18 protein-coding genes are annotated in these 22,963 nt (G+C 68.3%); 4 read left to right on the top strand and 14 right to left on the bottom strand.

Annotated features, from left to right (window positions below):
• Positions 1–10: 10 nt before the first annotated feature.
• The 4 genes from OOT46_RS07640 to alaC all read right to left on the bottom strand — a co-directional run bounded on the left by OOT46_RS07640 (position 11) and on the right by alaC (position 4,889).
• Positions 11–1,390 (bottom strand): CmpA/NrtA family ABC transporter substrate-binding protein, encoded by a 1,380-nt coding sequence (locus OOT46_RS07640; RefSeq protein WP_265403002.1) that lies wholly within the window; start codon positions 1,388–1,390, stop codon positions 11–13.
• Between the two features lie 403 nt (positions 1,391–1,793).
• Positions 1,794–2,330 (bottom strand): hypothetical protein, encoded by a 537-nt coding sequence (locus tag OOT46_RS07635; protein WP_265403001.1) that lies wholly within the window; start codon positions 2,328–2,330, stop codon positions 1,794–1,796.
• A 38-nt stretch (positions 2,331–2,368) separates the two neighbouring features.
• Positions 2,369–3,520: a hypothetical protein gene (locus OOT46_RS07630; RefSeq protein ID WP_265403000.1), complete on the bottom strand. Its 1,152-nt coding sequence runs from the start codon at positions 3,518–3,520 to the stop codon at positions 2,369–2,371.
• 151 nt (positions 3,521–3,671) lie between these two features.
• Positions 3,672–4,889 carry an alanine transaminase gene (gene alaC, locus OOT46_RS07625; RefSeq protein ID WP_265402999.1) on the bottom strand — a complete coding sequence of 406 codons (1,218 nt, stop codon included), beginning with the start codon at positions 4,887–4,889 and terminating at the stop codon, positions 3,672–3,674.
• 266 nt (positions 4,890–5,155) lie between these two features.
• On the opposite strand from alaC, the gene OOT46_RS07620 reads away from it, so the two are divergent.
• Entirely contained in the window at positions 5,156–6,052 is an 897-nt protein-coding gene (locus tag OOT46_RS07620; protein WP_265402998.1) for a recombination-associated protein RdgC, read from the top strand.
• Positions 6,053–6,243: 191 nt separating this feature from the next.
• Entirely contained in the window at positions 6,244–7,629 is a 1,386-nt protein-coding gene (locus tag OOT46_RS07615) for an alpha/beta hydrolase family protein (protein ID WP_265402997.1), read from the top strand.
• A 41-nt stretch (positions 7,630–7,670) separates the two neighbouring features.
• Here the strand turns inward: OOT46_RS07615 and OOT46_RS07610 are convergent, their stop codons facing one another.
• From OOT46_RS07610 to OOT46_RS07600, 3 genes are all read right to left on the bottom strand, one after another.
• Positions 7,671–9,554, bottom strand: coding sequence for an AMP-binding protein (locus OOT46_RS07610; RefSeq protein ID WP_265402996.1), 1,884 nt, complete (start codon positions 9,552–9,554; stop codon positions 7,671–7,673).
• A 66-nt stretch (positions 9,555–9,620) separates the two neighbouring features.
• Positions 9,621–10,424, bottom strand: coding sequence for an AraC family transcriptional regulator (locus tag OOT46_RS07605; protein ID WP_265402995.1), 804 nt, complete (start codon positions 10,422–10,424; stop codon positions 9,621–9,623).
• A gap of 216 nt (positions 10,425–10,640) precedes the next feature.
• Positions 10,641–11,051 (bottom strand): hypothetical protein, encoded by a 411-nt coding sequence (locus tag OOT46_RS07600; protein WP_265402994.1) that lies wholly within the window; start codon positions 11,049–11,051, stop codon positions 10,641–10,643.
• 455 nt (positions 11,052–11,506) lie between these two features.
• On the opposite strand from OOT46_RS07600, the gene OOT46_RS07595 reads away from it, so the two are divergent.
• Together OOT46_RS07595 and OOT46_RS07590 are read left to right on the top strand one after the other, a co-directional pair.
• On the top strand, positions 11,507–13,141 hold the full coding sequence (locus tag OOT46_RS07595) for a carboxylesterase/lipase family protein (protein WP_265402993.1): 1,635 nt from the start codon (positions 11,507–11,509) through the stop codon (positions 13,139–13,141).
• A 140-nt stretch (positions 13,142–13,281) separates the two neighbouring features.
• Positions 13,282–13,908, top strand: coding sequence for a hypothetical protein (locus OOT46_RS07590; protein WP_265402992.1), 627 nt, complete (start codon positions 13,282–13,284; stop codon positions 13,906–13,908).
• A 58-nt stretch (positions 13,909–13,966) separates the two neighbouring features.
• Here the strand turns inward: OOT46_RS07590 and OOT46_RS07585 are convergent, their stop codons facing one another.
• From OOT46_RS07585 to tssC, 7 genes are all read right to left on the bottom strand, one after another.
• A complete protein-coding gene (locus OOT46_RS07585; RefSeq protein WP_265402991.1) occupies positions 13,967–14,125 on the bottom strand; it encodes a hypothetical protein in 159 nt (52 codons plus the stop codon).
• Between the two features lie 418 nt (positions 14,126–14,543).
• Positions 14,544–17,282, bottom strand: a complete 2,739-nt coding sequence (gene tssH, locus OOT46_RS07580) for a type VI secretion system ATPase TssH (RefSeq protein WP_265402990.1) — start codon at positions 17,280–17,282, stop codon at positions 14,544–14,546.
• Positions 17,283–17,366: 84 nt separating this feature from the next.
• Positions 17,367–18,479, bottom strand: coding sequence for a type VI secretion system baseplate subunit TssG (gene tssG / locus OOT46_RS07575; protein WP_265402989.1), 1,113 nt, complete (start codon positions 18,477–18,479; stop codon positions 17,367–17,369).
• The gene (tssF, locus tag OOT46_RS07570; RefSeq protein ID WP_265402988.1) at positions 18,443–20,302 is read right to left on the bottom strand and encodes a type VI secretion system baseplate subunit TssF; all 1,860 of its coding nucleotides are present in this window, start codon (positions 20,300–20,302) and stop codon (positions 18,443–18,445) included. The genes tssG and tssF overlap by 37 nt, the downstream gene beginning before the upstream one ends.
• Before the next feature lie 10 nt (positions 20,303–20,312).
• Entirely contained in the window at positions 20,313–20,801 is a 489-nt protein-coding gene (gene tssE, locus OOT46_RS07565; RefSeq protein WP_265402987.1) for a type VI secretion system baseplate subunit TssE, read from the bottom strand.
• A 94-nt stretch (positions 20,802–20,895) separates the two neighbouring features.
• Positions 20,896–21,435, bottom strand: a complete 540-nt coding sequence (locus OOT46_RS07560) for an Hcp family type VI secretion system effector (RefSeq protein ID WP_265402986.1) — start codon at positions 21,433–21,435, stop codon at positions 20,896–20,898.
• A 35-nt stretch (positions 21,436–21,470) separates the two neighbouring features.
• Positions 21,471–22,961, bottom strand: a complete 1,491-nt coding sequence (gene tssC / locus OOT46_RS07555; protein WP_265402985.1) for a type VI secretion system contractile sheath large subunit — start codon at positions 22,959–22,961, stop codon at positions 21,471–21,473.
• Between the last annotated feature and the right edge of the window lie 2 nt (positions 22,962–22,963).

Here is a 22,963-nt window from a genome sequence, read left to right as displayed (position 1 = left end):
TCCAGAAAGACTAAGCCGCCTTGCGAATCGCAAAGCTCTTCACGTACTCTTCGGGCCGTGCCGGATCGAAGTCGCGGCCCATCACGCGGATCTGCTGCCGGCGCTCGTCGGGCTCGGCCTGATCGAGCAGCTTCATCTGACGCCGTGCGTCGGTCAGCAGGAACACCTTCTCGGCGATCTGCCGGTAGTTCACCTCGCCCTTCAGATAACCCCAGCGTTTCATCTGCGTCAGCATCCACACTGCCATCGCCTGCCACGGCATCGGGTCGAAGTCGGTGCGGTCGGGCACGTTGCGCACGCTGCCCAGGCCATCGGCGAAGCGGCCGGTAAGCACCTGCCGGACCACCGTCTCGGGCTGGTTCAGGTAGGCCGACGGCGAGATCGCGCGGGCGATCTCCTCCCGGTTGGACGGATCGCGGGCCATCGCCGCCGCGTTGAGCACCGAGCGGTAGAGCGCCGCGAAGGTGTTCGGGTGGCTGCGGATGAACTCCTCGCTGACGCCAAAGGCACAGCAGGGATGCCCGTCCCAGATTTCCTTGGACAGCAGGTGGATGAAGCCGGCACCGTCGTAGACGGCACGCTGGTTGAAGGGGTCGGGCCCGAGGAAACCGTCGATGTTGCCGGCATGCAGGTTGGCCACCATCTCGGCCGGCGGCGTGACGCGGATCTGCAGGTCGCGATCCGGGTCCAGGCCATGCTCGGCGACGTAGTAGCGCAGCAGGAAGTTGTGCATCGAATACTCGAAGGGCACCGCGAACTTCATGCCCTTCCACTGCTTCGGGTCGCGCTTGTCCTTGTGCTTGACATGCAGCGTGATGGCCTGGCCGTTGACGTTCTGGATCGTGGCCACGCTGGTTGGCGCCCGTGTCGAGCCCAGGCCCATGGACATGGCCAAGGGCATCGGCGACAGGAAGTGCGAGGCGTCGTGCTCGCGGTTGATCATCTTGTCGCGAATCAGCGCCCAGCCCGCGGTCTTGTTGAGCTGCACGTTCAAGCCCTCGCGCTGGTACATGCCCAGCGGGTGGGCCATGATCAGCGGCGTCGCGCAGGTGATGGCGATGAAGCCGATCTGCAGGTCCTTCTTCTCCAGCGGCGCCTTGTCCTGGGCCATGGCTTCGAGCGCCGACATCGGCAGCAGCGAGGCGATCGCCGCCCGGGCGGTGCCGCTGCCGACCGCCTGCAGGAAGCGGCGCCGCAGCCGCTCCTCGGGCAGCAGCGCCTTGACCAGGGCGGCCTCGATGAAGTCGCGCGTGTAGCCCTCGGTGCACTGCGGCGAGGCAGCTGCACCGTCCTCGTGCACGCTGCCGCAGCGGCAACGCAAGCCCAGAGGTCGGTCGGCGGCATAGGGATCGAAGCGCTTCGTCTCAGGGCGGCGGGATGTATCGCGCATGCTGGCCTCCTCGCGTTGCATGTCAGGGCTGCCGTCGCGCCCGAGCGCCGGCAGCCTGGCGGGCAGGTGCCGTCTCAAAGACGGTCCTGCGCCTTGTCGGTGGGTCTTCGTGTGATCGTGTGAGCGATCGCCGTCGCTTGCGCCGGGGCGGCCCGGCTCGGCACTACCGGCCGGCCGCAGCCCGGCCCAAAGGAGTGATGCGCGGGAGTGCGGTGATGCCCACGAGGGCCCACCTGCTGTCTGCCACTGCTGCTGTCACAGCCGGGATCATCAGACAACGTACCGATACAAAGCGACTGTCAGAGTTATCAGTGATGAGACAGAAATGCTGGTGGAGTGTGAGCTTTGTCGCCAGCTGTTCGCCCGCCCGCCCCCCCGCCGTTGAAGCCCGACGTCGCCTCGTTCAAGGCGCCACCTCACCGCCAGGCCGGCACAGCGGCGAGGCCGCGCTGCCCCGGCAGGACCACTCCAAGGCCGGCCGCAGGTCCAGCCGGGTCGAAGCGCCTCGCCCCGGCAACCAGACCTCCAATTCGTCGGGGCGTGTCGTCACCGGCAGGTAACCGGTGATCACCCGCTGCCGAAGCACCACCAGGCCGCGCCCCTCCTGCACGTTGACGCGTGCATCGGGCAGGCGTGCCGCGCCCACCTCGCGCCCCGCGGTGCGGGCCACCAGACGCAGCGTTTCGCCTTCGGTCGAAACCCGCTTGTCGCGCGGCACCAGCAGCAGGCGCGCGTCGGCCAGGCGCACGCTGCGGCCGTCGATCTGCAGCACGAGCGCGAGGCCGGGGGTCAGCTGCTGCAGCACCGGCGCGTTGTCGAGCCCCGGATCGACCGAGCGCTCCGGACTGGTCGATTCGCTCACCTGGCCCCAGGCCGTGCCCAGGAGCAAGGCGAGCAGACCGGCCCAGGGGTTCATGCGGCGGTGCGACATCGCTCTCATCGTCAGCTCCTTTCGCGGGCAGCCTCGGTCGGGTGGGCTCAGTAGCAGGTGCTCCTTGCACAGCGCGAGAGCCGCCGCTCGACGCAGACGCGGCTGTTGTCGAGCCACTGGCTCTCGAAGGTGCGGTCGGCCATGGTTTCGTAGCCGCCACCACTGTCGTTGCGCCAGCTGCCGGTATTCCCGATCGTGACGCAAGCTCCCGGGTCCACGCCCTGCGCGAGTGAAGCGCTGCGGCAGGCCGCGGACGAGGAGAACACGTTGCCGCAGTCGCCCGCATAGCCGTAGCCGCCGTCGCAGCAGTACTCGTCGCCCTGTCCGAACAGGAAGTGGGCGCTCTCGTGCATGAAGACCCAGGCCGCGTCGGTCAGCTTGCCCCAGACGCTGCCCGCGCCGCCCAGCGACAGCGAAGCGCAGTCGCGGAACTCGTTGCGGTGCACGATGACCTGGCCGTCGAGCACCGCGGCGACTTGTGCCGCATCACCGTCGACGCGGCGCAAGCACCCTTCCGCATCGGCGCCCGCCGGTCCGGCCCAGAGGTTGAAGCTGCGGCGCCGTGCGGTGTAGGTCTGGGCGAAGGACTGCCCGTCATTGAAGAAGGCCCCGAGCAGCACGGTCTGCAGGTCGCGGGTGAAGTCGTGGTAGTCGCTCCCGTAGTCGGCGTCCGGGAACAGGCCGACGTCGATGCGGCGGCCCGCATTCGCCATGCGCTCCCACACCACCGGGCGGGCCAGCGGCGCCGCCGGGGGGGTGCCGCCGGCATAGCTCACTTCCTCGGAGGACACCGGAGTGCCGAACACGGGCCGCAGCACGGCCCGGTAGCTGACCAGCCGCCGGGCCGTGAGCACCTGAGAGTAGCTACAGGTCGCCTGACGCGGCCAGCCGAGATAGCTGCAGCGGTGTACCACCGTGGTGGCGCCGCGCCGACAGGGCAACACGCTGGTGCCCATGCCGAGTTCGGAGCAGTCGGTCATCTCGCCGGTGGTCACCGTGATCTCGATGGCGACCACGCCGTAGGGCTGGTCGACGGCGCTTGCGGTGATGGTGGAGGTGTGGGTGGTGGCCTGATAGAGCGGGTCGTGCACCACGCTGAAGCGGGCCTGGGCAGTCGCCGCCAGGCCCAGGGCCGCGAGCGCCAGCAGGCAGCGCAGCGACCGGAACAGGGCGGACCGGTACGGACGGGACAGGTTCATGCGCACTCCTCGGATCCCCGGCGGGACAGGCCCCCTCCGCCAGCCGGCGAGAGCCGCTTGCAAAGATAGAGCGCGCCGGTGACCGCGTCACCTCGTTTGTGCGCCAGGGGACCTGTCCCCTCCGGCCGGTGACTTGCGTGTGCGCGGCGGCTCAGCCGGCGGCTGCCTTCGTCACGCCGTCGGCCTTGAACATCGCCTTGATGCCGCGCACCGCCTGACGGATGCGGGCCTCGTTCTCGATCAAGGCGAAACGCACGTGGTCGTCGCCATGATCGCCGAAGCCGATGCCCGGCGACACCGACACCTTGGCGCGCGCCAGCAGCTCGGTGGCGAACGCCAGTGAGCCCATCGCCCGGTAGCGCTCGGGAATGCGAGCCCAGACGTACATCGACGCCTTGGGGCAGTCGACCAGCCAGCCGGCCTCGTGCAGGCCCTTGACCAGCACGTCGCGGCGGCTGCGGTACTGCGCGGCGATGTCGCGCACGCATTGCTGGTCGCCCTCGAGCGCCGCGATGGCGGCCACCTGCAGCGGCGTGAAGCTGCCGTAGTCGTGGTAGCTCTTGATGCGTGCCAGCGCCGCGCACAGGTCGGCATTGCCGACCATGAAGCCGATGCGCCAGCCGGCCATGTTGTAGCTCTTGGAGAGCGTGAAGAACTCGACCGCGACGTCCTTGGCGCCAGGCACCTGCAGGATGGAGGGCGCCTTCCAGCCGTCGAACACGATGTCGGCGTAGGCCAGGTCGTGCACCACCAGGATCTCGTGCTTGCGCGCCAGCGCCACGACACGCTCGAAGAAGTCCAGCTCGACACACTGCGCGGTGGGGTTGGACGGGAAGCCCAGCACCATCATCTTGGGCTTCGGATAGCTGCCGCGGATGGCCTTCTCCAGCTCGCCGAAGAAGTCCACCTCGGGCGTCAGCGGCACCGAGCGGATGTCGGCGCCAGCGATCACGGCGCCGTAGATGTGGATGGGGTAGCTGGGGTCGGGCACCAGCACGGTGTCACCGCGGTCCAGGGTCGCGAGCATCAGGTGGGCCAGCCCTTCCTTGGAGCCGATCGTGACGATGGCCTCGCTGTCGGGGTCGATCTCCACCTCATAGCGCTCGCGGTACCAGTGCGAGATCGCGCGACGCAGCCGCGGGATGCCCTTGGACGAGGAGTAGCCGTGGGTGTCGGGCCGCTGCGCGACCTCGGTGAGCTTGGCGACGATGTGGTCCGGCGTGGCGCCGTCGGGGTTGCCCATGCTCATGTCGATGATGTCTTCGCCCCGACGCCGGGCCGCCATGCGGAGTTCGGCCGTGATGTTGAAGACGTAGGGGGGAAGGCGGTCGATGCGCGCGAAGCGGCGCTTGCCGGTGGAAGCGGACATGTGGAGTCTTTCACGTGAGCGCCCGGAACCGTCCGAGCGACGTGAGCCGCGCATGAGGGCGGCCCGCAGGCATCGTAGCTGAAACGGCAGCGGCCGCGGCGGCGGCACGCAGGTGACTGCGGCGTGAAAACGACACGCACTGCGGCCGCTCGTCGGGGCCGCAGCGCCCCCGGAAGGCGCCCTGCCCGCGAGTGCGTGGACAATCGTGGGTTTTGCCCGGCGCCGCAGTGCCCCGGGGCACTCCCGCATAGCAAGGAAGACAGTTCGTGTTCAAGAACCTGACGGTGTATCGCATCGGCCCCGACTGGGCCGCGACCCTGGAGCAGATCGAAGAAAGCCTGGACAAGGCCCGTTTTGTCCCCTGCGGCACCACCCAGCCCAAGTCCTTCGGCTGGGTGGAGCCACGCGGCATCCCGCACGCGCCGCTGGTCGAGTCGGTCGGCGGGCAGTTGCTGCTCAAGCTGATGATCGAGGCCAAGGTGCTGCCCGGCTCGGTGGTGAAGCGCCGCACCGAGGAACTGGCCGCTCACATCGAGCAGACCAGCGGCCGCAAGCCGGGCAAGAAGCAGATGAAGGAGATCAAGGAGCAGGCGGTGCTGGAGCTGCTGCCGATGGCCTTCACCAAGCAGGCCTCGGTGCATGTCTGGATCGACCCGAAGGCGCGGCTGCTGGTGATCGACTCCGGCAGCCAGGCGCGCGCCGAGGAGGTCGTCACCGCGCTGGTGAAGGACCTGGACGGCTTCGCCGTCAGCCCGCTGCAGACCCAGGAGTCGGCCGCCGTGGCGATGTCGGAGTGGCTGGTCGCCGGCGAGCCACCGGCCGGCTTTTCGGTGGACCGCGAGTGCGAGCTCAAGTCGGCCGACGAGATGAAGTCGGTGGTGCGCTACTCGCGCCACCCGCTGGACATCGAGGAGGTGCGCCAGCACATCGCCGGCGGCAAGGTTCCCACCAAGCTCGCGATGACCTGGAGCGACCGCGTCTCCTTCGTGTTGACCGACACCATGCTGGTGAAAAAGCTGAGCTTCCTCGATGTCGTGTTCGAAGGCCAGTCCAGCGACAAGGACGACAACTTCGACGCCGACGCAGCCATCGCCACCGGCGAACTGTGCAAGCTGATCCCCGACCTCGTCGACGCGCTCGGCGGTGAGTTGACCTTGGGTTGAGCGAGCGGGGCGCGTGCCCCGGGGACCAACACCAGCGCCGGGATGGCTCGACCCTGCCCTTTCGGGCAGGCGGGCGTGCCTGCCCCCCCATTTTTCACAGCAGCCTGCCTAGCATCGCGGCGCCGGTCGAGTGGCGGGCGGCCGCCCGACGCGAGGACCGGTGTCAATGCCAACAAGAAGGTTCTGCTGTGATGAAATTCCGTCCCCCCTCTCGCGCCCTCCCTCGCTCCTTGTCCAGCCTGGCTCTGACCCTGCTGCTCGCCGCGTGCGGCGGCAGTGGGGGCAGCGACGGCGCTGATCCGACCGGTGCCGCGCACGCCTCCCGGTTGCGCGAACGAGGCAGCACCTTGTCGGTCGTCGCGGTCACGACCCAGGACCGCCCGGCCATCTCGGCCGCCATCGACCGGCTCGACATCCGGGAGCTGAGCGGCGACCCGCTGTGCGCGGTGCGGATCTGGCGACTGAGCTACGCCACCCGCACCCCGGACGGCCGCGACGCCCACGCCTCGGAGGCGCTGATGGTGCCAACCGGGCTCGACCCCGCTTGCCGCGGGCCGCGTCCCGTGGTGCTCTACGCGCACGGCACCTCGACCGACCTCGCCAAGAACATGAGCGACGTGAAGCACGACAACGAGGCCGCGATCGTGATGGCCATGTTCGCTGCACGCGGCTACATCGTCGTCGCGCCGAACTACCTGGGCTACGACGGTTCCTCGCTCGACTTCCACCCCTACCTGCATGCCGACTCGCAGTCGGCCGACATGCTTGACGGACTGCGGGCCGCACTCGCCCACCCCTACCCGTCCGGCACGGCAAGCCCCGCGCGCAGGCTCTACGTCACCGGCTATTCGCAGGGCGGCCACGTCGCGATGGCGACGCTGCGCCGCCTGCAGGTCGAGCCGGTCGAGGGCCTGCAGGCGACCGCGGGCGGTCCGATGTCCGGCCCTTACGACCTCGCCGGCATGGGCGATCAGGTGGTGGCCGGCACGCCGGTGATCGGCGGCACCTTGTTCATGCCCATGGTGCTGACCAGCTTCCAGCGCATCTACCGCGACATCTACCAGCATCCGTCCGAGGTCTACCAGCCGCCCTTCGACCTCTTCATGGACAACCTGCTGCCCCATCTCATGCCCCGCGAAGAGCTGGCGCGGCGCGGTCTGTTGCCGGCCGATGATCCGGGCTACTCCCGCGTGTTCGGCCCCGGCGGCCTGCTGACCGACAGCCTGCGGCACAGCTACGCCGGCTCGCGGCTGCAGGCGGCGCTCAGGGCCAACAGCCTGCTTGAGTGGACCCCGGCCCGACCGATGGCGCTGTGCGGTGCACGCAACGATCCGACGGTCGCCTTCGCCAACACGGTGGCGGCACGGGCCGCCTTCGCCGCGCGCGGCGTGACGGTGCCGGCCTGGGATCTGGAAGACGTCGACAGCCTGCCCGAGGACCCGCTGCTGCGCAAGACCATCCACGCGGGCTTCCAGGCACTGGCGCGCGCCAACGACCAGCCGCTGGGGTATCACGAGAGCGCCCTGCCCTTCTGTGCTGCGCTGATGCGACGCTTCTTCGAGAAGACGCCGGCCTGAGCGGCGCGCGTCGAGCCGTCGCACGCGTCCCTGTCCGCCCCTCAGTCGGGCGACAGGACCGCGATGCGGTACTCGAACAGGAAACCCTCCAAGGCTGCCGCGACCGCCTGCACCAGCGGCGGGTCGTCATGCCGCAGCAGCACCGTCACTTCCATGCCCTGGGCGCCGCCGGCGCTGACCTGCAGGCCGGGCTGTTCCGTCAGCTGCCAGTCGCGCAGGCTGTCGGCGAGCAGCTCGCTCAGCACGCGCCGCGCCGCGTCGCAGCGCAGCTCCGGCTTGTAGACCTTGCCCACCTCGGTGAGCGGCAGGGCATCGACGATGTAGATGTGGCGCGGCCAGGCCGGGCGCTCGGCGATCAGCGGCTCGACGAAGGCACGCAAGACCTCGGCGTCGACGTCCTCGGTGCCCGGGCGCAGGCAGACGTAGCAGACCGGCACCTCGCCCGCGTAGCGGTCCGGCTGCCCCACCGCGGCTGCCTGCACCACCGCGGGGTGAGCGAGGAAGGCGTTCTCGATCATCGCCGGGTCGATGTTGTGGCCGCTGCGGATGATGAGGTCCTTGAGCCGGCCCGTGATGTAGAGCCGGCCCAGCCGGTCGGTGCAGGCCAGGTCGCCGGTGTGCAGCCACCCGTCGACGAAAACGCCCTCGTTGCGGCTCGGGTCGCGGTAGCCCGGCGAGATGGTGGGGCCGCGAACGGTCAGCATGCCGATCTCGCGCGGCTCGCAGGGCGGCCCGAGGCGGCCGTCGGCCTCCACGCGGCGCACGCAGACCTCGGTATACGGCAGGCGCCAACCCGCGCAGCCGATGACCGGCTCAGCCTGGGCCGACAACATGGCGGTGAGCCCCCCGCTCTCGGTCATGCCCAGCACGTCGAGCAAAGGCTTGCCCGTCACCTGCCCGAACCGTTCGGCCACCGCCACCGGCGTGCTCGCCGCGCCCACCACGCCGCAGCGCAGCGAACTGATGTCGGCGTCCACCGGCACATCGAGCACCGCCGCCAGCGCGGTCGGCACCGCCCCCATCACGGTGACCCGGTAGCGCTCGACGATACGCCAGAACTGCCGGATCATGGCCCGGTTGCGCAGGCCCTCGGGCGACATCATCAGCACCCGCGCCCCCACCAGGAAGGGCGCCAGCGAGCCCGCGATGCAGGCGCCGACGTGAAACAGCGGCGCGCCATTGGTCGTGACATCCTCCGGCCCCAGCCCGGTCAACACCGCCCCGCCGAAGGCGGCTGCCAGCTGGTTGCGATGCGTCTGGGCCACCAGCTTGGGCTCACCGGTGGTGCCGCCAGTGTGGAACCAGGCCGCCACCGTGTCGCCGCCGTTGGGCCGCCCCTGCAACAGTTGCCGGCCCGGCTGCTCCATCAGCACGGTCCAGAAGCCCCGCGCGCCGTCGACCACCGGGACGTCAGGCGGCGACACCTGCACCAGCACCAGCCACGGCAACAAGGCCTGCACGGCCAGCGCCTTGCTCCAGATGTCCGAGCCGGCATGCGGCCCGAGCGCGACCAGGATGCGCGCACCGGAGGCGCGTACCAGTTGGGCGAGGGCCTCGGGGCGCATCATGAAGTTGAGCGGCACCGCCTGGCCGGCGATCTCGGCGCCCCACAGGGTGAGCTGGGTCTCGAGCAGGTTGGGCAGCAGGAAGGCGACCACCGGATCGCGGCCGCCCAGGACGGTGAACAGGTTCGCGGCGCGTGTCACGCCGTCGAGCAGCGAGCGATAGCTCATGCAACGTGGCGACTCCCCGGCCTCGCCAGTCATCAGCATCGTGAGCGCAATATGTTCGGGGTAGGCAGCTGCGGCATCGACGAACACGTCATGCACGCTGGTGGCCCGCAGCCTTTGTTCCAACGGCGCCTCGGCCTCGAAACGCTGCAGGTCCTGCAACGTGCGGATGGGGGTGCTGCGATAGGCGGCCATGCGTGATTCCTCCCTGAAGACAATGGCAGCGCGCTGCATACCAAGCGGCAGCGCCAGGGCATCGTTTCACGTCGGCGCGCAGAAGTCTTGAAGGAAACCGCTACGACGCAACCGCGACGGCGAGACGCCGAAGAAGCCCACAAAGGTGCGTGTCATGTGGGCGGCGTCGGAGAAGCCACAGCGGTTGGCCAGCTCGGTGAGGCTGGGGCAGCGCGGCAGCTGGATCAGCGCCGCACGGTAGCGCTGCCACAGCATGTAGGAGCGCAGCGGCATGCCCATCGTCTCCACGAACAGGTGAGACAGGCGGTCGGCGGACAACCCGACCGAGCGGGCCAGGGCTGCCAGCGGGGGCCGCTCGGGCAGGTCGGCCTGCAGGGTGGCGAGCACGTGCTGCACGCGGCGGTCGCGCTCGGTGGCGGGCTGGGGCCGGCCGGCCGCCATGTCGAGCAAGGTTTCGATGGCGCCGAGGATCGCGGCTGCACCGCGGCGGGCTTCGTAGCCCAGCCGCAGGGCGTCGCCCCCGCCGTCGAAATGCCGGGGCGCGAAGACGCGTGCCCGACGCCCTGCCAGGCTCTCGGCCAGCGAACGAAAACGCGGGTGGCCCGGTTCGATGTTGAGGCTCAGCAGCTCGGACTCCGGCGCCTGCAGGCTGCGCACCTGGCCGGGTGCGATCAAGGCCGACGTGCCGCGCAGCGCCTGCAGCCCCGGCATATGGAGTGTGAAGGGCTGCCCGTTGGCCGAAAGCAGCAAGGTCGCCGCGGGTCGCCGCGTGACGCCGGTGACGGCGCCCCGCGTCGCGACCGCCAGCAGCTCGGGAACGCACAAGCCGCGGGGATCGCAGCACCAGGCAGAGTTGGACTGCAGCCGCATGGTGGAACTCCTGAGGCATAGAGGGCCGGCGCAAAGAGGCGCCATTCCACTTCAAGCACGCGCCCTTGTCGAGCCTTGACCCCATGTCGTCCCGGGGACTGGACGCGTGGCGCTGGACCTGCCATCCAAGGTCGCGATCCCGTGTGCCATGCTTCGAGCCTCTGCTGCCGCACTGCTGTCGATGACCGCGCGGCTTGCCTCGGCCGCGCGCGGCGCTCAGTCGTTGGACGAGCTGGAGTCGGAGTCGGAGTCAGAGTCGGAGTCCGACTCCGAGGACGAGTCGGAGGACGAAGAGCTGTCGCTGCGGCGGCCATCGTCCTGACCCGGGCCCTCACGGGTGTCGTCGTCGACGCAGGCGTCCGCCACGCGCTCGCCGTCCTGCTCCTGCGGTTCGGTCAAGGAGCCGCTCCAGTTGAGGAACTCGCCGCTGTCGCTGCGCCCATCGCTGCCGAAGCCGGACGAGGCGCTGCCCTCGTTCACGTCCAGGTTGCGCGCGAAGCGCAGCACCGCGACGACTCCGTAGATCAACAGCGCAAAGCCCGCCAGGGCCAATGCCAGGTGCGCTGCTTCGGCCAGCCAAAGCAGAGCCGCCAGCCCCAACGCAGCGGCCAGTATCTTGTGTCTCATTGTGCTTGTCCCTTTCCCCGCGCCGGGCTGTACCCGACGCCTCACCATCCCGGGACAGCTTAGTCGCCGTCGACCCGGAGCAACATCGCTCACTCAGGTGGGTAGACAGCCCACCATCACCGAGCCATCCCTGCATACATCAAGGAGTTTTCTCACCCTTGCGGCTTTCGCTTGCGTGCGACAGCTTCGCCGGGAAAGGCCCGAACGCGAGGCGCCATCACTCGTGGCCCCAACGAACGGGAGCGCAGGTGACCGGCCTTCCTCAGCGTTTCCACGATGGCGCCATCCTGGACATGCAGGTGCACGGCAGGCACTTGATGATGGGGTGGGCCACCGGCTTGTGAGGCAGCGGATCCTCTGCTCGCAGGCCGCGATGAGCCCTCCCGCGCTCTGGCCGCTTCGGAGAAGTCCATGCGTGCCGGAGCGTCCAAGTGTTTCCTCCGAGGAGATCTTCGATGACGAACACGAGACCTTCCCTGCGGCGCCGCCTGCTGCTGCTCGCGGCTGCGATGCTCTGCGGCACGGCTGCATCCGCCGAACCGGACCTGGCGCAGGTGCGCACCGAGACAGGACTGCTGCGCGGCGTGGTGAGCAGCGGTCACCGCGCCTTCCTTGGCGTCCCCTATGCACAGCCGCCGCTGGGTGAACTGCGCTGGCGTGCACCGCGCCCGGCCCAGCCCTGGGAGGGCGTGCGCGATGCCACCCGCCTGGCCAGCCCTTGCGTGCAGGCGCCGACGCAGCTGCCCCTGCCGCGCGGCAGCGAGGACTGCCTCTACCTCAACGTCTACACGCCGCCTGCCCGCGCCACCCTGATGCACCGGCCGGTGATGGTGTGGATCCACGGCGGCGGTTTCGTGATCGGCACCGGCAACTCCTACGACGGCAGCGCCATTGCGGCGCGGGAGGACGCCGTCGTGGTCACGATCAACTACCGGCTGGGGCCGCTCGGTTTCCTGGGCCTGCCCGAGCTGGCCGAGGAGTCGCGAGACGGGTCGCGCGGCAACTACGGGCTGCAGGACCAGCAGGCGGCGTTGCGCTGGGTCCAGCGCAACATCGCGGCCTTCGGCGGCGACCCCGATCGCGTCACCATCTTCGGCGAATCGGCCGGCGGCGCGAGCGTGTTGCTGCACCTGGTCTCACCGCAGTCGCGCGGCTTGTTCCACCGCGGCGTGGTGCAGAGCTCGCCCGGCGCGAACGGGATCAGTGTGGCGAGCCGCGAGGCTGCGCGCACCGGCGACGTGCTGGCGGAAAGACTGGCCTGCACCGAACCCGCCGGACGGCTGGCCTGTCTGCGCGCAAAGCCGGCCGAGGCTGTTTCGCAGGCGGGGGGCGCCTACGCCGTCGAGCTCTTCGTTGACAGCGAAAGCTGGGCGCCGGTGGCCGATGGCCGGGTGGTGCCGGTGTCGCCAGACCACGCGCTGAAAAGCGGCCGGCTGCAGCACGTGCCCGTGATGATCGGCACCACACGCGACGAAGGACGGCTGTTCGTGGCCCTGATGGAGCTGCGCCAGCAGGCAGCGCTGAGCGAGGCGCAATACCGGGAGGTGCTGGAGCGTTTCGCCGGAGAGACAGGCGCGCAGCGGGTCATGTCGCGCTACCCGTCGTCGGCCTATGGAGGTCATGCGAATCTCGCCTTGTCCGCCATGCTGACCGATGCGCTGTTCGCCTGCCCCAACCTCGAGACGTACGAGACCTTGTCGCGATGGGTACCGACCTGGGCCTATGAATTCGACGACCCTCAGGCCCCAGCGGTGCTGGTCGAGTCGCCCTACATGCCGTCCGGTTCAGCACATGGCACGGAAATTCCTTACATCTTCCAGATCAATATAAGCACTGGCCTACCGCCCCAGTTCGCGCCGGCACAGCAGGTGTTGTCGGATCAGATGCGGGCGTACTGGGCCGCGTTGGCGCGCATCGGCGCGCCGAAGGTGTCCGGGGCTGCGAAGTGGCCGACGTTCCGGGTGCCGACGAAGGCCGTACAGCATCTGTCACCGGACGGGATCGGGACCTTGAAGTGGGGGACGTTCGAGCAGATCCATCAGTGCGACTTCTGGGGGGCACTGCCGGGGGCGAAGCAGGGGCTGCGCTGAGAGGTGGGGGGCAGCAACGGCGCGCTCTTCGCCCTCCGATCGAAGCACAAGGGTTCAGGCGCGAAGCGCGCAGGCAGAGGGCCGTTGGCCCTCTGAATGAGGGTCAACGGCGACAGCGATAGCCGGCAGAATCCCGAGCGATGAAAGTAGAACTGCTAGCACGGGCTGCGCACGGCGTGTCGAGCATGCTGCGCGCGCTGTTCGCCGTGTGCCTCTTTGCGCTTGCCCTGGTGATGTTCGTCAACAGCCTCAAGTCGTCGGCGGAGGCATTGAACATGCTCTTCGCCTACGACGAAGTGACGGGTGTCGTGGTGAGTGTCGACAGGACTCAGCGACGCGCCCGCGTCACGTATCTCGACTCGTACGGAGAACAGAAGTGGCTTGCCACTTCGGACGGCGGCAAGCGGTTTCACCGGGAGGTCGGGACCAAGGTCGCCGTGCTCGTTCCTGCCTACGGTGCAGGTCTCTATGACGGCACCGAAGGCAAGCTGAAGGACGACTTGTCCGTTGCAGGGACAGGATTCATGATCACGGTCCTCGCCGTGTTCGGCGGGATGCTCGTCTGGCCCCGGTCTCCCGCCCCCGCTGATACCCCGCCCTCCTCCTTCAATCGTTGGGAGAAACACGGCATTGTCGGTGATCGCAAATCTCCACCACAGGACCCGGCACGCCAGGCGCAACTGCAAGCATCGATCGAACTGGAGATCGCTGAAAGACTGGCGGCCAAGAAGAGCAAGGGGCGCAAACGGCCGGTCTCATCCGACTGACACCTTGCTGCTGACGGCAGAGTCGCCGCGCTCCGGGAGCGCCGCAGCCGCTCCAACGCTACTTGGCCGAGCTTTTTGCGAGGCCTGTCGCGATCAGCATGCAAACACCCGCCGCAAGGCCGAACAGCATGCCGCTCTGGCCGGTAAAGGCGCGGTAGGCGGCAATGAAGGAACACACCGAGGCGCTGAGAAAGGCAGCCACGATGAAAAAGGTCATGACGCCGCTGGGAGCGTCCCCTTGAGCGGGCGAGTCGGGCGGGAGCCGCGGTAGAGATTCAGCGGATGGCTTCGGTTCGGACGGGTTGGACATGGACGACACCTCCCTGGTGTGTTGTTGTGAATATCGGAGCGATGCACGACGCCTTGGGCGTCAGGCGGCTCTGTCGGCGGGCATGATGGTCGGCCAGGGGCAAGGGGCAATCCCTTGAAACAGGCCCTCCTCCCGCAGCAGCCGCTGCACGAAGGCCGGATCGCTCTCCTGGTAGCGGATGCAGGGCGAGCGCCTGGAAGGTCCGGCTGTCCTGCCGCCAGCCCAGGACAGCGAGCCAGGCTGCCGCGCCAGTGCATCACGCGCCAGCCCGCCGTCCGCGCTCAGCAGCGAAAGGACGTGACGCAATCCAGCGGCCCTGAAGGGATCAGCCCACCTTGTACTTGAAGCCCCCGTCCTTGCCCGCGCCGACCTTGATCTTGGCCAGCGCCGCGCCTTCGGCCATGCGCGTCAGCACGGTCTCGGCGATCTCGGGCAGCAGGGTGCCGTTGAGAATGTGGTCGACGTTGCGGGCGCCGGTGTCCACCTCGGTGCAGCGCGCCAGCACGGCCTCCACCAGGGCGTCGTCGTATTCGAACTTCGCCTTGTGGTTGGCTTGCACGCGCTGCGCCACGCGGTCGAGCTTGAGGCGGATGATGCGCTCCAGCATCTCGTCCGACAGCGGGTAGTAGGGCACCACCTTCATGCGCCCCAGGAAAGCCGGCTTGAAGGCCTTGTAGAGCACCGGCCGCAGCGCCTCGGCCAGCGCGTCGGCGGCGGGGATCTCCTCGGCCGGCTTGTTGAGGCAGGCCTGCATGATCTGCGACGAGCCGATGTTGCTGGTCAGGATGATGATGGTGTTGCGGAAGTCGATCTCGCGGCCTTCGGCATCGTCCATCACGCCCTTGTCAAACACCTGGAAGAACAGCTCCAGCACGTCGGGGTGGGCCTTCTCGACCTCGTCGAGCAGCACCACGCTGTAGGGCTTGCGGCGCACCGCCTCGGTCAGCACCCCGCCCTCGCCGTAGCCGACATAACCCGGGGGCGAGCCCTTGAGCGCGGAGACGGTATGGGCCTCCTGGTACTCGCTCATGTTGATCGTGATGATGTTGCGCTCGCCGCCGTAGAGGATGTCGGCCAGCGCCAGCGCGGTCTCGGTCTTGCCGACCCCGCTCGGCCCGACGAACAGGAACACGCCCTTGGGCTTGTTCGGATCCTCCAGCTGCGCGCGCGCGGTGCGCACCCGCTGGGCCACCGCGTGCAGCGCGTGGTCCTGGCCGATCACACGCTCCTCGAGCGCGGGCTGCAGGCGCAGCACGGTCTTGATCTCGTCCTTGACCATCTTGCCCAGCGGAATGCCAGTCCAGGCGGCCACGATCTCGGCCACGACATGCGCGTCGACCTGCATGGGCACCAGCGGGCTCTCGCCCTGCAGCGCGGCCAGCTGGTCGAGCTTGGCCTGCAGCTCGGGCGGCACGCTGGAGGCGGCGCTCGCGGCCGTCGATTTTTTCTTCGGCTTGGCCACCACGGGCTTGGCCTCGCCGGCCGGCTCGCCCTCGGTCGCGACGGGAGTCGACGCGCCCTGCTGCTCCAGTCGGCTGCGCAGCTCGACGATCTCGCGCACCAGCGTCTTCTCCTGCTCCCAGCGCGCCTCGTCGGCGCTCAGCTGGGCCTGGACGGCCTCGCGCTGGCAACGCAGCTCCTCGAGACGCGCGGCATTGCCGGTGCCCACCGCGGCCTCGCGTTCGAGAGCCGCCGTCTCCAGTGCCATCTGCTCCAGCTGGCGACGTGCGTCCTCGATGGCCGCCGGCGTCGAGCTCTGTCCCAGCGCCACCTTGGCGCAGGCGGTGTCGAGCACGCTGATGGCCTTGTCGGGCAGCTGGCGGCCGCTGATGTAGCGGTGCGAGAGGCGCACCGCCTCGGTGATGGCCTCTTCGAAGATGCGCACGTTGAAGTGCTTTTCCATCAGCGGGCCCATCGCGCGCAGCATCGCCGCGGCCACCGGCTCGCTGGGCTCGTCGACCTTGACGACCTGGAAGCGGCGCGCCAGCGCGGCGTCCTTCTCGAAGTACTTCTTGTACTCGCCCCAGGTGGTCGCCGCGATGGTGCGCAGCTCGCCGCGCGCCAGGGCCGGCTTGAGCAGGTTGGCGGCGTCGTTCTGGCCGGCCTGGCCGCCGGCGCCGATCATCGTGTGGGCTTCGTCGATGAACAGGATGATGGGGTGCGGGCTGCGCTTGACCTCGTCGATGACGTTTTTCAGGCGGCTCTCGAACTCGCCTTTCACCGAGGCGCCGGCCTGCAGCAGGCCCATGTCCAGCACGTGCAGCGCCACACCCTTGAGCGGCGGCGGCACATCGTCCTGCGCGATGCGCAGCGCCAGGCCTTCGACCACCGCAGTCTTGCCCACCCCCGGCTCGCCGGTGATGATGGGGTTGTTCTGGCGGCGCCGCATCAGGATGTCGATCATCTGGCGGATCTCGGTGTCGCGGCCGATCACCGGGTCCACCTTGCCGTCGCGGGCGCGCTGGGTCAGGTTGGTGGTGAACTGGTCCAGCGCGGGCGTCTTGCCGGCGGGGCCGGAGGTCGGCACGGGCTCGGCCGCTTCCGCAGCGTCCGCCGCATCGGGGCTGGCGGTCGCGGCGGCTTCCACGCTCTCGTCCGAGCCGGTGGTCAGCTCGGGCAGGCGGTGCTTGAGTTCGTCCTGGGCGAACTTGGCGAACAGGCGCGAGTCGCGCTGGGCGAGTTGGCTCAGGCCCGGTTCGGTGAGCAGGGCCAGCAGCAGGTGGCCGCTGCGCACCCGCATCGTGTGCGACTCCAGCGAGGCGATCAGCCAGGCGTGCTCGAACAGCACCGGCAGGTGGGCCGAGAACACCGGCGTGCGCGTGTTGCCGGTCTTGAACTGCGACAGCTCCCGCTCCAGGTCGCTCTGCAGCTGCGTGGTCGAGACCTCGAAGCGACGGCACAGCAACGAGAAGTCGGAACGCGGGTCTTCGAGCAGGGCCAGGAAGAGGTGCTCCAGGTCCACCTCGTAATGCCCGCGCGACAGGCACAGGTTGGCGGCGCGTTCGGCAGCGCGTCGCGTGGTGTGGTTCAGCTTGGAGATCAGGGTCTTGAGTTGCGTGGACATGGAGGATTCGGGTGAAAAGTAGCCCTGTGAAGGTCTGGGATGCGGTGTCTGTGTCGCTGCTGCTGCGCTGGCCGGGTGACGCGCTCAGGCCGAGGCGTGGATTTCGTAGCCCACGTCGTCGCGGTCGCGGGCCGACGGACGGGTCTGCAGGAAGGAGTCCCAGCCCAGCCGCCCCTGGGCACCACGACGCTCGTCAAAGCCGCGGCTGCTGAGGGTCACGCCCGCGACGTCTTCCTTGCGCAGGGTCAGGCGCACCTCGTATTCGAGGCAGACGCCGGTCAGCAAGGTCAGCAGCTTCTGCAGCGCCCGCGCGCCGCCGGCGCCGGGCAAAAAGCGCTGGAAGGCGCGGCTGTCGAGCGGACCCAGCACGATACGCAGGCGAAGGTCGCGCTGCCAGACCCGCTCGCCCATCACGGCGCTCTGCCCCAGCACGCCGTTGGCGCTGCCCAGCAGCGTGGTGGCGCCGGGCGGCAGCGTGTACCAGCGCCCGATGAACTGCTCGACCTGGGCCGGCACATGGAAGTACTCGGCCAGCACCTGCCGGATCTGCCGCGCCGACATGGGGCGTTGCTGCAGGGTGCCCGCGAAGTAGGCCAGCGACTCGTCGTGCACGCCGTCGCCGTCCTCGCGCAGGCGGTCGCGCAATGCGGTCTGGCCCAGCCCGCCGAGGGCCAGCACCGCCGGCAGGAAGCGGTTGCGCCGGTCGTTTTCGTACTGCAGGGCCAGGCGGTGTTTTTTCCAGCCCTGGTAGAACAAGGCCACCGCGCGGTGATGAAAGATGTCGAAGAAGGCGCGCGCGGCCTTGTCCTTCTGGAACAGCTCGCGCCGCGCCAATGTCTCGGTGTAGTAGAGCGGCAGGGTGCCGCTGCCACCCAGCAGGCCCATGAAGGCCGGCGTGATCTCGATGCGCTCGACGGCCGGCGCGCCGGCGCGCCGTTCGGGGTCGCCGGCGCCATCGGCCACCTGGGTCTCGCGACGCAGCACCTGCAGCTGCTCGATCTCGCTGGCGGGAAAGGACAGCGAGACCGAATTGCGGAACTGCAGCCGCGTGCCGATCGCGTGCGAGGCCGACTCCGGGTGTTGCTGGGCGAACCAGCGCTCCAGCAGCCGGACGGCCTGGAAAAACTGGAAGCGGTGTGGATCGGCCAGCAGCCGATCGACTACACCAGTAGCAGGTCGCCGTTGCGGGGCGGGCATTTGAAGATCTCTTCCTGGGTACGCGCCGAGATCACGGTCAGCTGGGTGAAGCTGTTGGCGTGCACATACAAGGCGAAAAAGTGGTCCAGCAAGGCGGCGAACAGGCGCAGGCCGGTGCCGACGAAACTCTCTTCGTCGACCGTCAGGCGCACCTCGCTACCGCGCACGAAGGTGGCGAAGGGATTGCCTTGCAGCCAGGCCGTGGCCGGCCGGTAGTCGACCGCGACGATGCCGTCGATCTGGCGCTGGTTCACGGCGCTGTGCGGCAGATCGTAGAGGCGCAGCATCTCCTTCAGCGCATCCAGGCCGCCGCCCGTCAATGACAGGTGGTTGAGCGAGAGGTGGGAGATCAGCCGCCACAAAGCCCCCCTGCCCCGCTCGAAGCGCTGCGGCAGCGTGGGCTTGCGCAGCAGGCGGATCTCGCGCGCCAGGCTGCCGCCTTCGAGGAACAGGTCGCCCCCGGCGTTGCCGATGGACAAGAGCGTGGGCAGGTCGCGGTTGGTCGCCACGACCTCGATCGACAGCGTGTCGGTCTGCGGCGCGGCCGGGTTGAAGTCGACGTCGACGATGGACAGCTCCAGCTCGTAGCCCGGGCTGTGCTCGGCGACCACCGCATCACGGTGGGTGTACCAGTAGCGGCCGCCCGGGCCACTGTCGCCCTGCTCACGGCCAAGGTCGTCGTGACGCAATGAATAAAAAGGCCGGAACTCCTCGACCGACTCACCCTGCGGGGTTTGGCTGACCCGGTAGACCTTCTTCACGGCCGACACCTCGTAGGCATAGGCACGGCGGCCGTCGGTCAGCAGGGGGTAGCTGGCGCTGGTGTGGGTGACACGGATGGGGTCGGCGTTCTGCTCGAACAGGTTGACCACCGGGGTGCAGCCGAGCTGGAAGTTCTGCGGGCCCACGGTCTCGAGCAGGCGCGCCTCGTCGCTGTCGGAGCGCACGCCGCTGAGCATCAGGTGCAGCGTGATCGAGCGGGCTGCGCCCACCGTGCCGAGCGCGGCCGGCAGCGGCAGGTCGACGAAGTTGAACTTCTCGGGGAAGGCGAAGTACTCGGTCAGCAGGCGGTAGGCCTGGTGGGAGCGGGCGTCGAAGTCGATCAAGGACTGCTCGTCGTCGAAGCCGGCCAGCGCGATGGGCTCGCGGTAAGGGCCGCTCCAGGGCCCGTGCGCGGTGCTCTGGACCAGCATGCCGACCACGCGGGTGCACAGCGCTTCGCGCAAAACACTCACCTGCGAGGCTTCGCCGTCGAGGTAGATGCGCAAGGTCTTGCCGATCAGCGCATTGAAGCTGTACTGCGGCGACAGCAGCTCGAACTGCAGCGAAAGCATCGAGGTCGCCTTCGGCGGCACGCGGGTGCCCTCGGGCGCGGCGACGGCCATGCGGAAGCCGGCACTCGACAGGCGCAGCGGCAGCAGCTCGACGTCGTAGGCGGTGCGGAACTTGCAGGCCACCCCGCGCACCGGGCGGGTGGTCAGCACCGAGTGGCGCTCGATGCGGCCGGCCGCGCTCATCTGCCCGGCGCTGCTGCCGAGGCTGAACTGTGCGACCGAGCAGGAGGGGAAAGGCCGCAGGTAGTGCGGGTAGAGCACTTCCAGCAGCGTCTCGGTGAAAAGCGGGAAATCGTCGTCCAGGCGCTTGTGCACCCGTGCTGCGAGCAGCGCGAAGGATTCGATCAGGCGCTCGACATGCGGGTCCTCCGAGACGTCGCCGGCCATCATCAAGCGGCCGGCGATCTTGGGATAACGCGCGGCGAAGTCCTTGGCGTGACTTCTCAGGAAAGCGAGCTCGCGCTCGAAATGGGGCAGCAATTCATCCATGGTCGGCCTCTCACGCCGTCGCCGGCGCGCGGCGCGCCCGGCGGACGGAGTACTGCTGAGTGGTGGGTTGGAGCATGGCGTCGAAGCTCACCGGCTCACGGGCCAGGTCGACGACCAGCAGGGCATGGATGGAAAAGTGAAGCTTGTTCACGGACTCGCCCTTGAGCTCGAGCGACACGCGCGCATCGCGCAGGCGTGGCTCGTGGGCCCGGATGGCGGTCTCGATGGAGTGGCAGATGTGCTCGCGGTCCTTGGGGTTGGCCAGGCTCAGGCCGGCGAAGTCGATCATGCCGAAGGACAGGATCGAGGAACGGGCGTTCGGGTAGGGCTGCAAGTCCTCGTCGGGCAGGCCGCAGCGCGTGTTCAGCAATGCCTCCACGTCGCGGGCGACGCTGTCTTTCATCTGCTCGATGGACATCTGCACGATGGCGTACTCCGAGGGGATCTCGGGCTCGTCGTCCAGCAGCTTCTCGAACAGGCTCGGGTTGTAGCGCGACATGGGCAGCGGGAAGGGGGCAGGCAAAGGGCGAGAGACCTGAGGCTCGAAAAAAAAGGCGGACGAGTCCGCCTTCCTTGCCTCAGAGGCGGGCCGATCAGCCGAAGCTGGGCGTGTTGGTCGCCAGGTTCCAGGCGCCCTTGATCTTCTGGCGGGCACCCTTGTCGCCAGTGACGTTCAGCTCGTCGTACATCCACTGCACCGAGGAGTACTTGAGGGTGAAGGTCTCGGTGGGCAGGCCTTCGCTGGAGACGGTCGGAGCGACAGAAGCCACCACGACGTTCTTCAGCTCGATCTGCAGGTACAGGTGACGCAGCTGGTTGCCGGCGGTGTCGCCGACGTTGTTCTTGCCGCCGTGGGCGCGGTAGAAGGAGATCACGACGTCGTTGATGACGGTGCCGGCCGAGCAAGCCTGCAGCAGCTTGGGCGTCGCGCCGTCGATGTCTTTCGTGAACACCATTTCGCCATGCTCGCAACGCTCGGAGGTGTGACCACCGGAGGTCGAGGAGGTCGCGGACTTCGGCTGGCGAACCAGGTGGCTCCACGAGTACACCTCGACGGTGTCCTTGTGCGCCTTGTCACGGGAGTCGCCCTTGATGTCGCTGCTCTTGAAGTCGACGTAGATGTCTTTTGCCATTGTTTATAAGCCTCCGCTATTGCTGTTACTAGGAATTAGCCTTTGCTACCGGTCGGCAGTTCAGCGACCAGGCGCAAAGACACAGAAAGCTCGTCCAACTGGAAGTGAGGACGAACGAACGAAACCGCCCGGTAGACACCCGGACGGCCCGGTACTTCGGACACCTGCACGGAGGCGTCGCGCAAAGGATGCTGAGCCTTGGTCGCCTGAGACGCGGAATCGTCCGAGGTGACGTATTGGGAGATCCAGCGATTGAGGAACTCCTCGACATTGGCGGCCGACGCGAAGCTGCCGATCTTGTCGCGCATCATCGCCTTCATGTAGTGGGCGATGCGGCAGACCGCGAACATGTACTGGAGCTGGGCCGACAGCGAGGCGTTGGCGTTGGCGGAGTCCAGGTCGTACTTCTTGGGCTTCTGGGTCGACTGGGCGCCGAAAAAGGCTGCATAGTCGGTGTTCTTGCAGTGCACCAGCGGGATGAAACCCAGGTCGCTCAACTCCTTCTCGCGACGGTCGGTGATCGAGATCTCGGTGGGGCACTTCAGCGCCACTTCGCCGTCGTCGGTCTTGAAGGTGTGGGTGGGCAGGTCTTCGACCAGGCCACCGCCCTCGACGCCGCGGATCGCGGCGCACCAGCCGTAGTTCTCGAAGGCGGAGGTCAGGCGGGCGCCCATGGCGTAGGCCGTGTTGACCCACAGGTAGCTGCCGTGGTTGCTGCCGTCCACGTCCTCGACGAAGTTGAAACCTTCGACCGTCGTGCCGTCCTTGGGGTTGTAGGGCAGGCGGCCGAGAAAACGCGGCAGGGTCAGGCCGACGTAGCGCGAGTCCTCCGATTCGCGGAAGGACTTCCACTTTGCGTACTCGACCGTGTCGAACACCTTGGACAGGTCGCGCGGCTTGCCGAGGTCGGTGAAGGAGTCGAGGCCGAACAGCTCGGGCGAGGCCGCCGAGATGAAGGGCGCGTGGGCCGCGGCCGCGACGTGCGACATCTGCTCGACGAAGTACATGTCCTCGGGCTGGCGGCTGATGTCGTAGTCGCCAATCAGTGCGCCGAAGGGCGAGCCGCCGAAGGTGCCGAACTCTTCCTCGTAGACCTTCTTGAACAGCGCGCTCTGGTCGAAGTCGATGGCGGTGTTGAAATCCTTGACGAGATCCTTCTTGGTGGCGTTGAGCACCTTGATCTTCATCATGGAGTTGGTCGAGGTGTGCTTGCACAGGTAGTGCAGGCCGCGCCAGGACGACTCCAGCTTCTGGAAGGGCTCGGCGTGCATCACCTCGCTGAGCTGCTTGGAGATCAGCTCGTCGAGCTCGGCGACGCGCGCATCGATGGTGGCCGAGAGGTTCTCGGACACGACCACGGTGCCCTGCAGCACCTCCTTGACCAACTCGCCGATGATGTCCTTGGCGCGCGCATGCTCGGTGGCCGAACGCGCGACCTTGCTCTGGCCGACGATCTGATCCAGCAGGCTGGTTTCGCCTTCCAGCACCTGGGGCGCCGATGCCTGCGCCGCAACTTGCCCGTTCATGG

This window comes from Aquabacterium sp. A7-Y (assembly GCF_026153205.1).
Taxonomy (GTDB): Bacteria; Pseudomonadota; Gammaproteobacteria; order Burkholderiales; family Burkholderiaceae_C; genus Caldimonas.
This window is presented reverse-complemented; position numbering and strand designations above follow the sequence as displayed.

Coding starts and splice junctions, on each gene's coding strand:
- OOT46_RS07640 (WP_265403002.1), bottom strand. CDS start 1,390: ATGCGCGATACATCCCGCCGCCCTGAGACGAAGCGCTTCGATCCCTAT.
- OOT46_RS07635 (WP_265403001.1), bottom strand. CDS start 2,330: ATGAGAGCGATGTCGCACCGCCGCATGAACCCCTGGGCCGGTCTGCTC.
- OOT46_RS07630 (WP_265403000.1), bottom strand. CDS start 3,520: ATGAACCTGTCCCGTCCGTACCGGTCCGCCCTGTTCCGGTCGCTGCGC.
- alaC (WP_265402999.1), bottom strand. CDS start 4,889: ATGTCCGCTTCCACCGGCAAGCGCCGCTTCGCGCGCATCGACCGCCTT.
- OOT46_RS07615 (WP_265402997.1), top strand. CDS start 6,244: ATGAAATTCCGTCCCCCCTCTCGCGCCCTCCCTCGCTCCTTGTCCAGC.
- OOT46_RS07610 (WP_265402996.1), bottom strand. CDS start 9,554: ATGGCCGCCTATCGCAGCACCCCCATCCGCACGTTGCAGGACCTGCAG.
- OOT46_RS07605 (WP_265402995.1), bottom strand. CDS start 10,424: ATGCGGCTGCAGTCCAACTCTGCCTGGTGCTGCGATCCCCGCGGCTTG.
- OOT46_RS07600 (WP_265402994.1), bottom strand. CDS start 11,051: ATGAGACACAAGATACTGGCCGCTGCGTTGGGGCTGGCGGCTCTGCTT.
- OOT46_RS07595 (WP_265402993.1), top strand. CDS start 11,507: ATGACGAACACGAGACCTTCCCTGCGGCGCCGCCTGCTGCTGCTCGCG.
- OOT46_RS07590 (WP_265402992.1), top strand. CDS start 13,282: ATGAAAGTAGAACTGCTAGCACGGGCTGCGCACGGCGTGTCGAGCATG.
- OOT46_RS07585 (WP_265402991.1), bottom strand. CDS start 14,125: ATGACCTTTTTCATCGTGGCTGCCTTTCTCAGCGCCTCGGTGTGTTCC.
- tssH (WP_265402990.1), bottom strand. CDS start 17,282: ATGTCCACGCAACTCAAGACCCTGATCTCCAAGCTGAACCACACCACG.
- tssG (WP_265402989.1), bottom strand. CDS start 18,479: ATGCCCGCCCCGCAACGGCGACCTGCTACTGGTGTAGTCGATCGGCTG.
- tssF (WP_265402988.1), bottom strand. CDS start 20,302: ATGGATGAATTGCTGCCCCATTTCGAGCGCGAGCTCGCTTTCCTGAGA.
- tssE (WP_265402987.1), bottom strand. CDS start 20,801: ATGTCGCGCTACAACCCGAGCCTGTTCGAGAAGCTGCTGGACGACGAG.
- OOT46_RS07560 (WP_265402986.1), bottom strand. CDS start 21,435: ATGGCAAAAGACATCTACGTCGACTTCAAGAGCAGCGACATCAAGGGC.
- tssC (WP_265402985.1), bottom strand. CDS start 22,961: ATGAACGGGCAAGTTGCGGCGCAGGCATCGGCGCCCCAGGTGCTGGAA.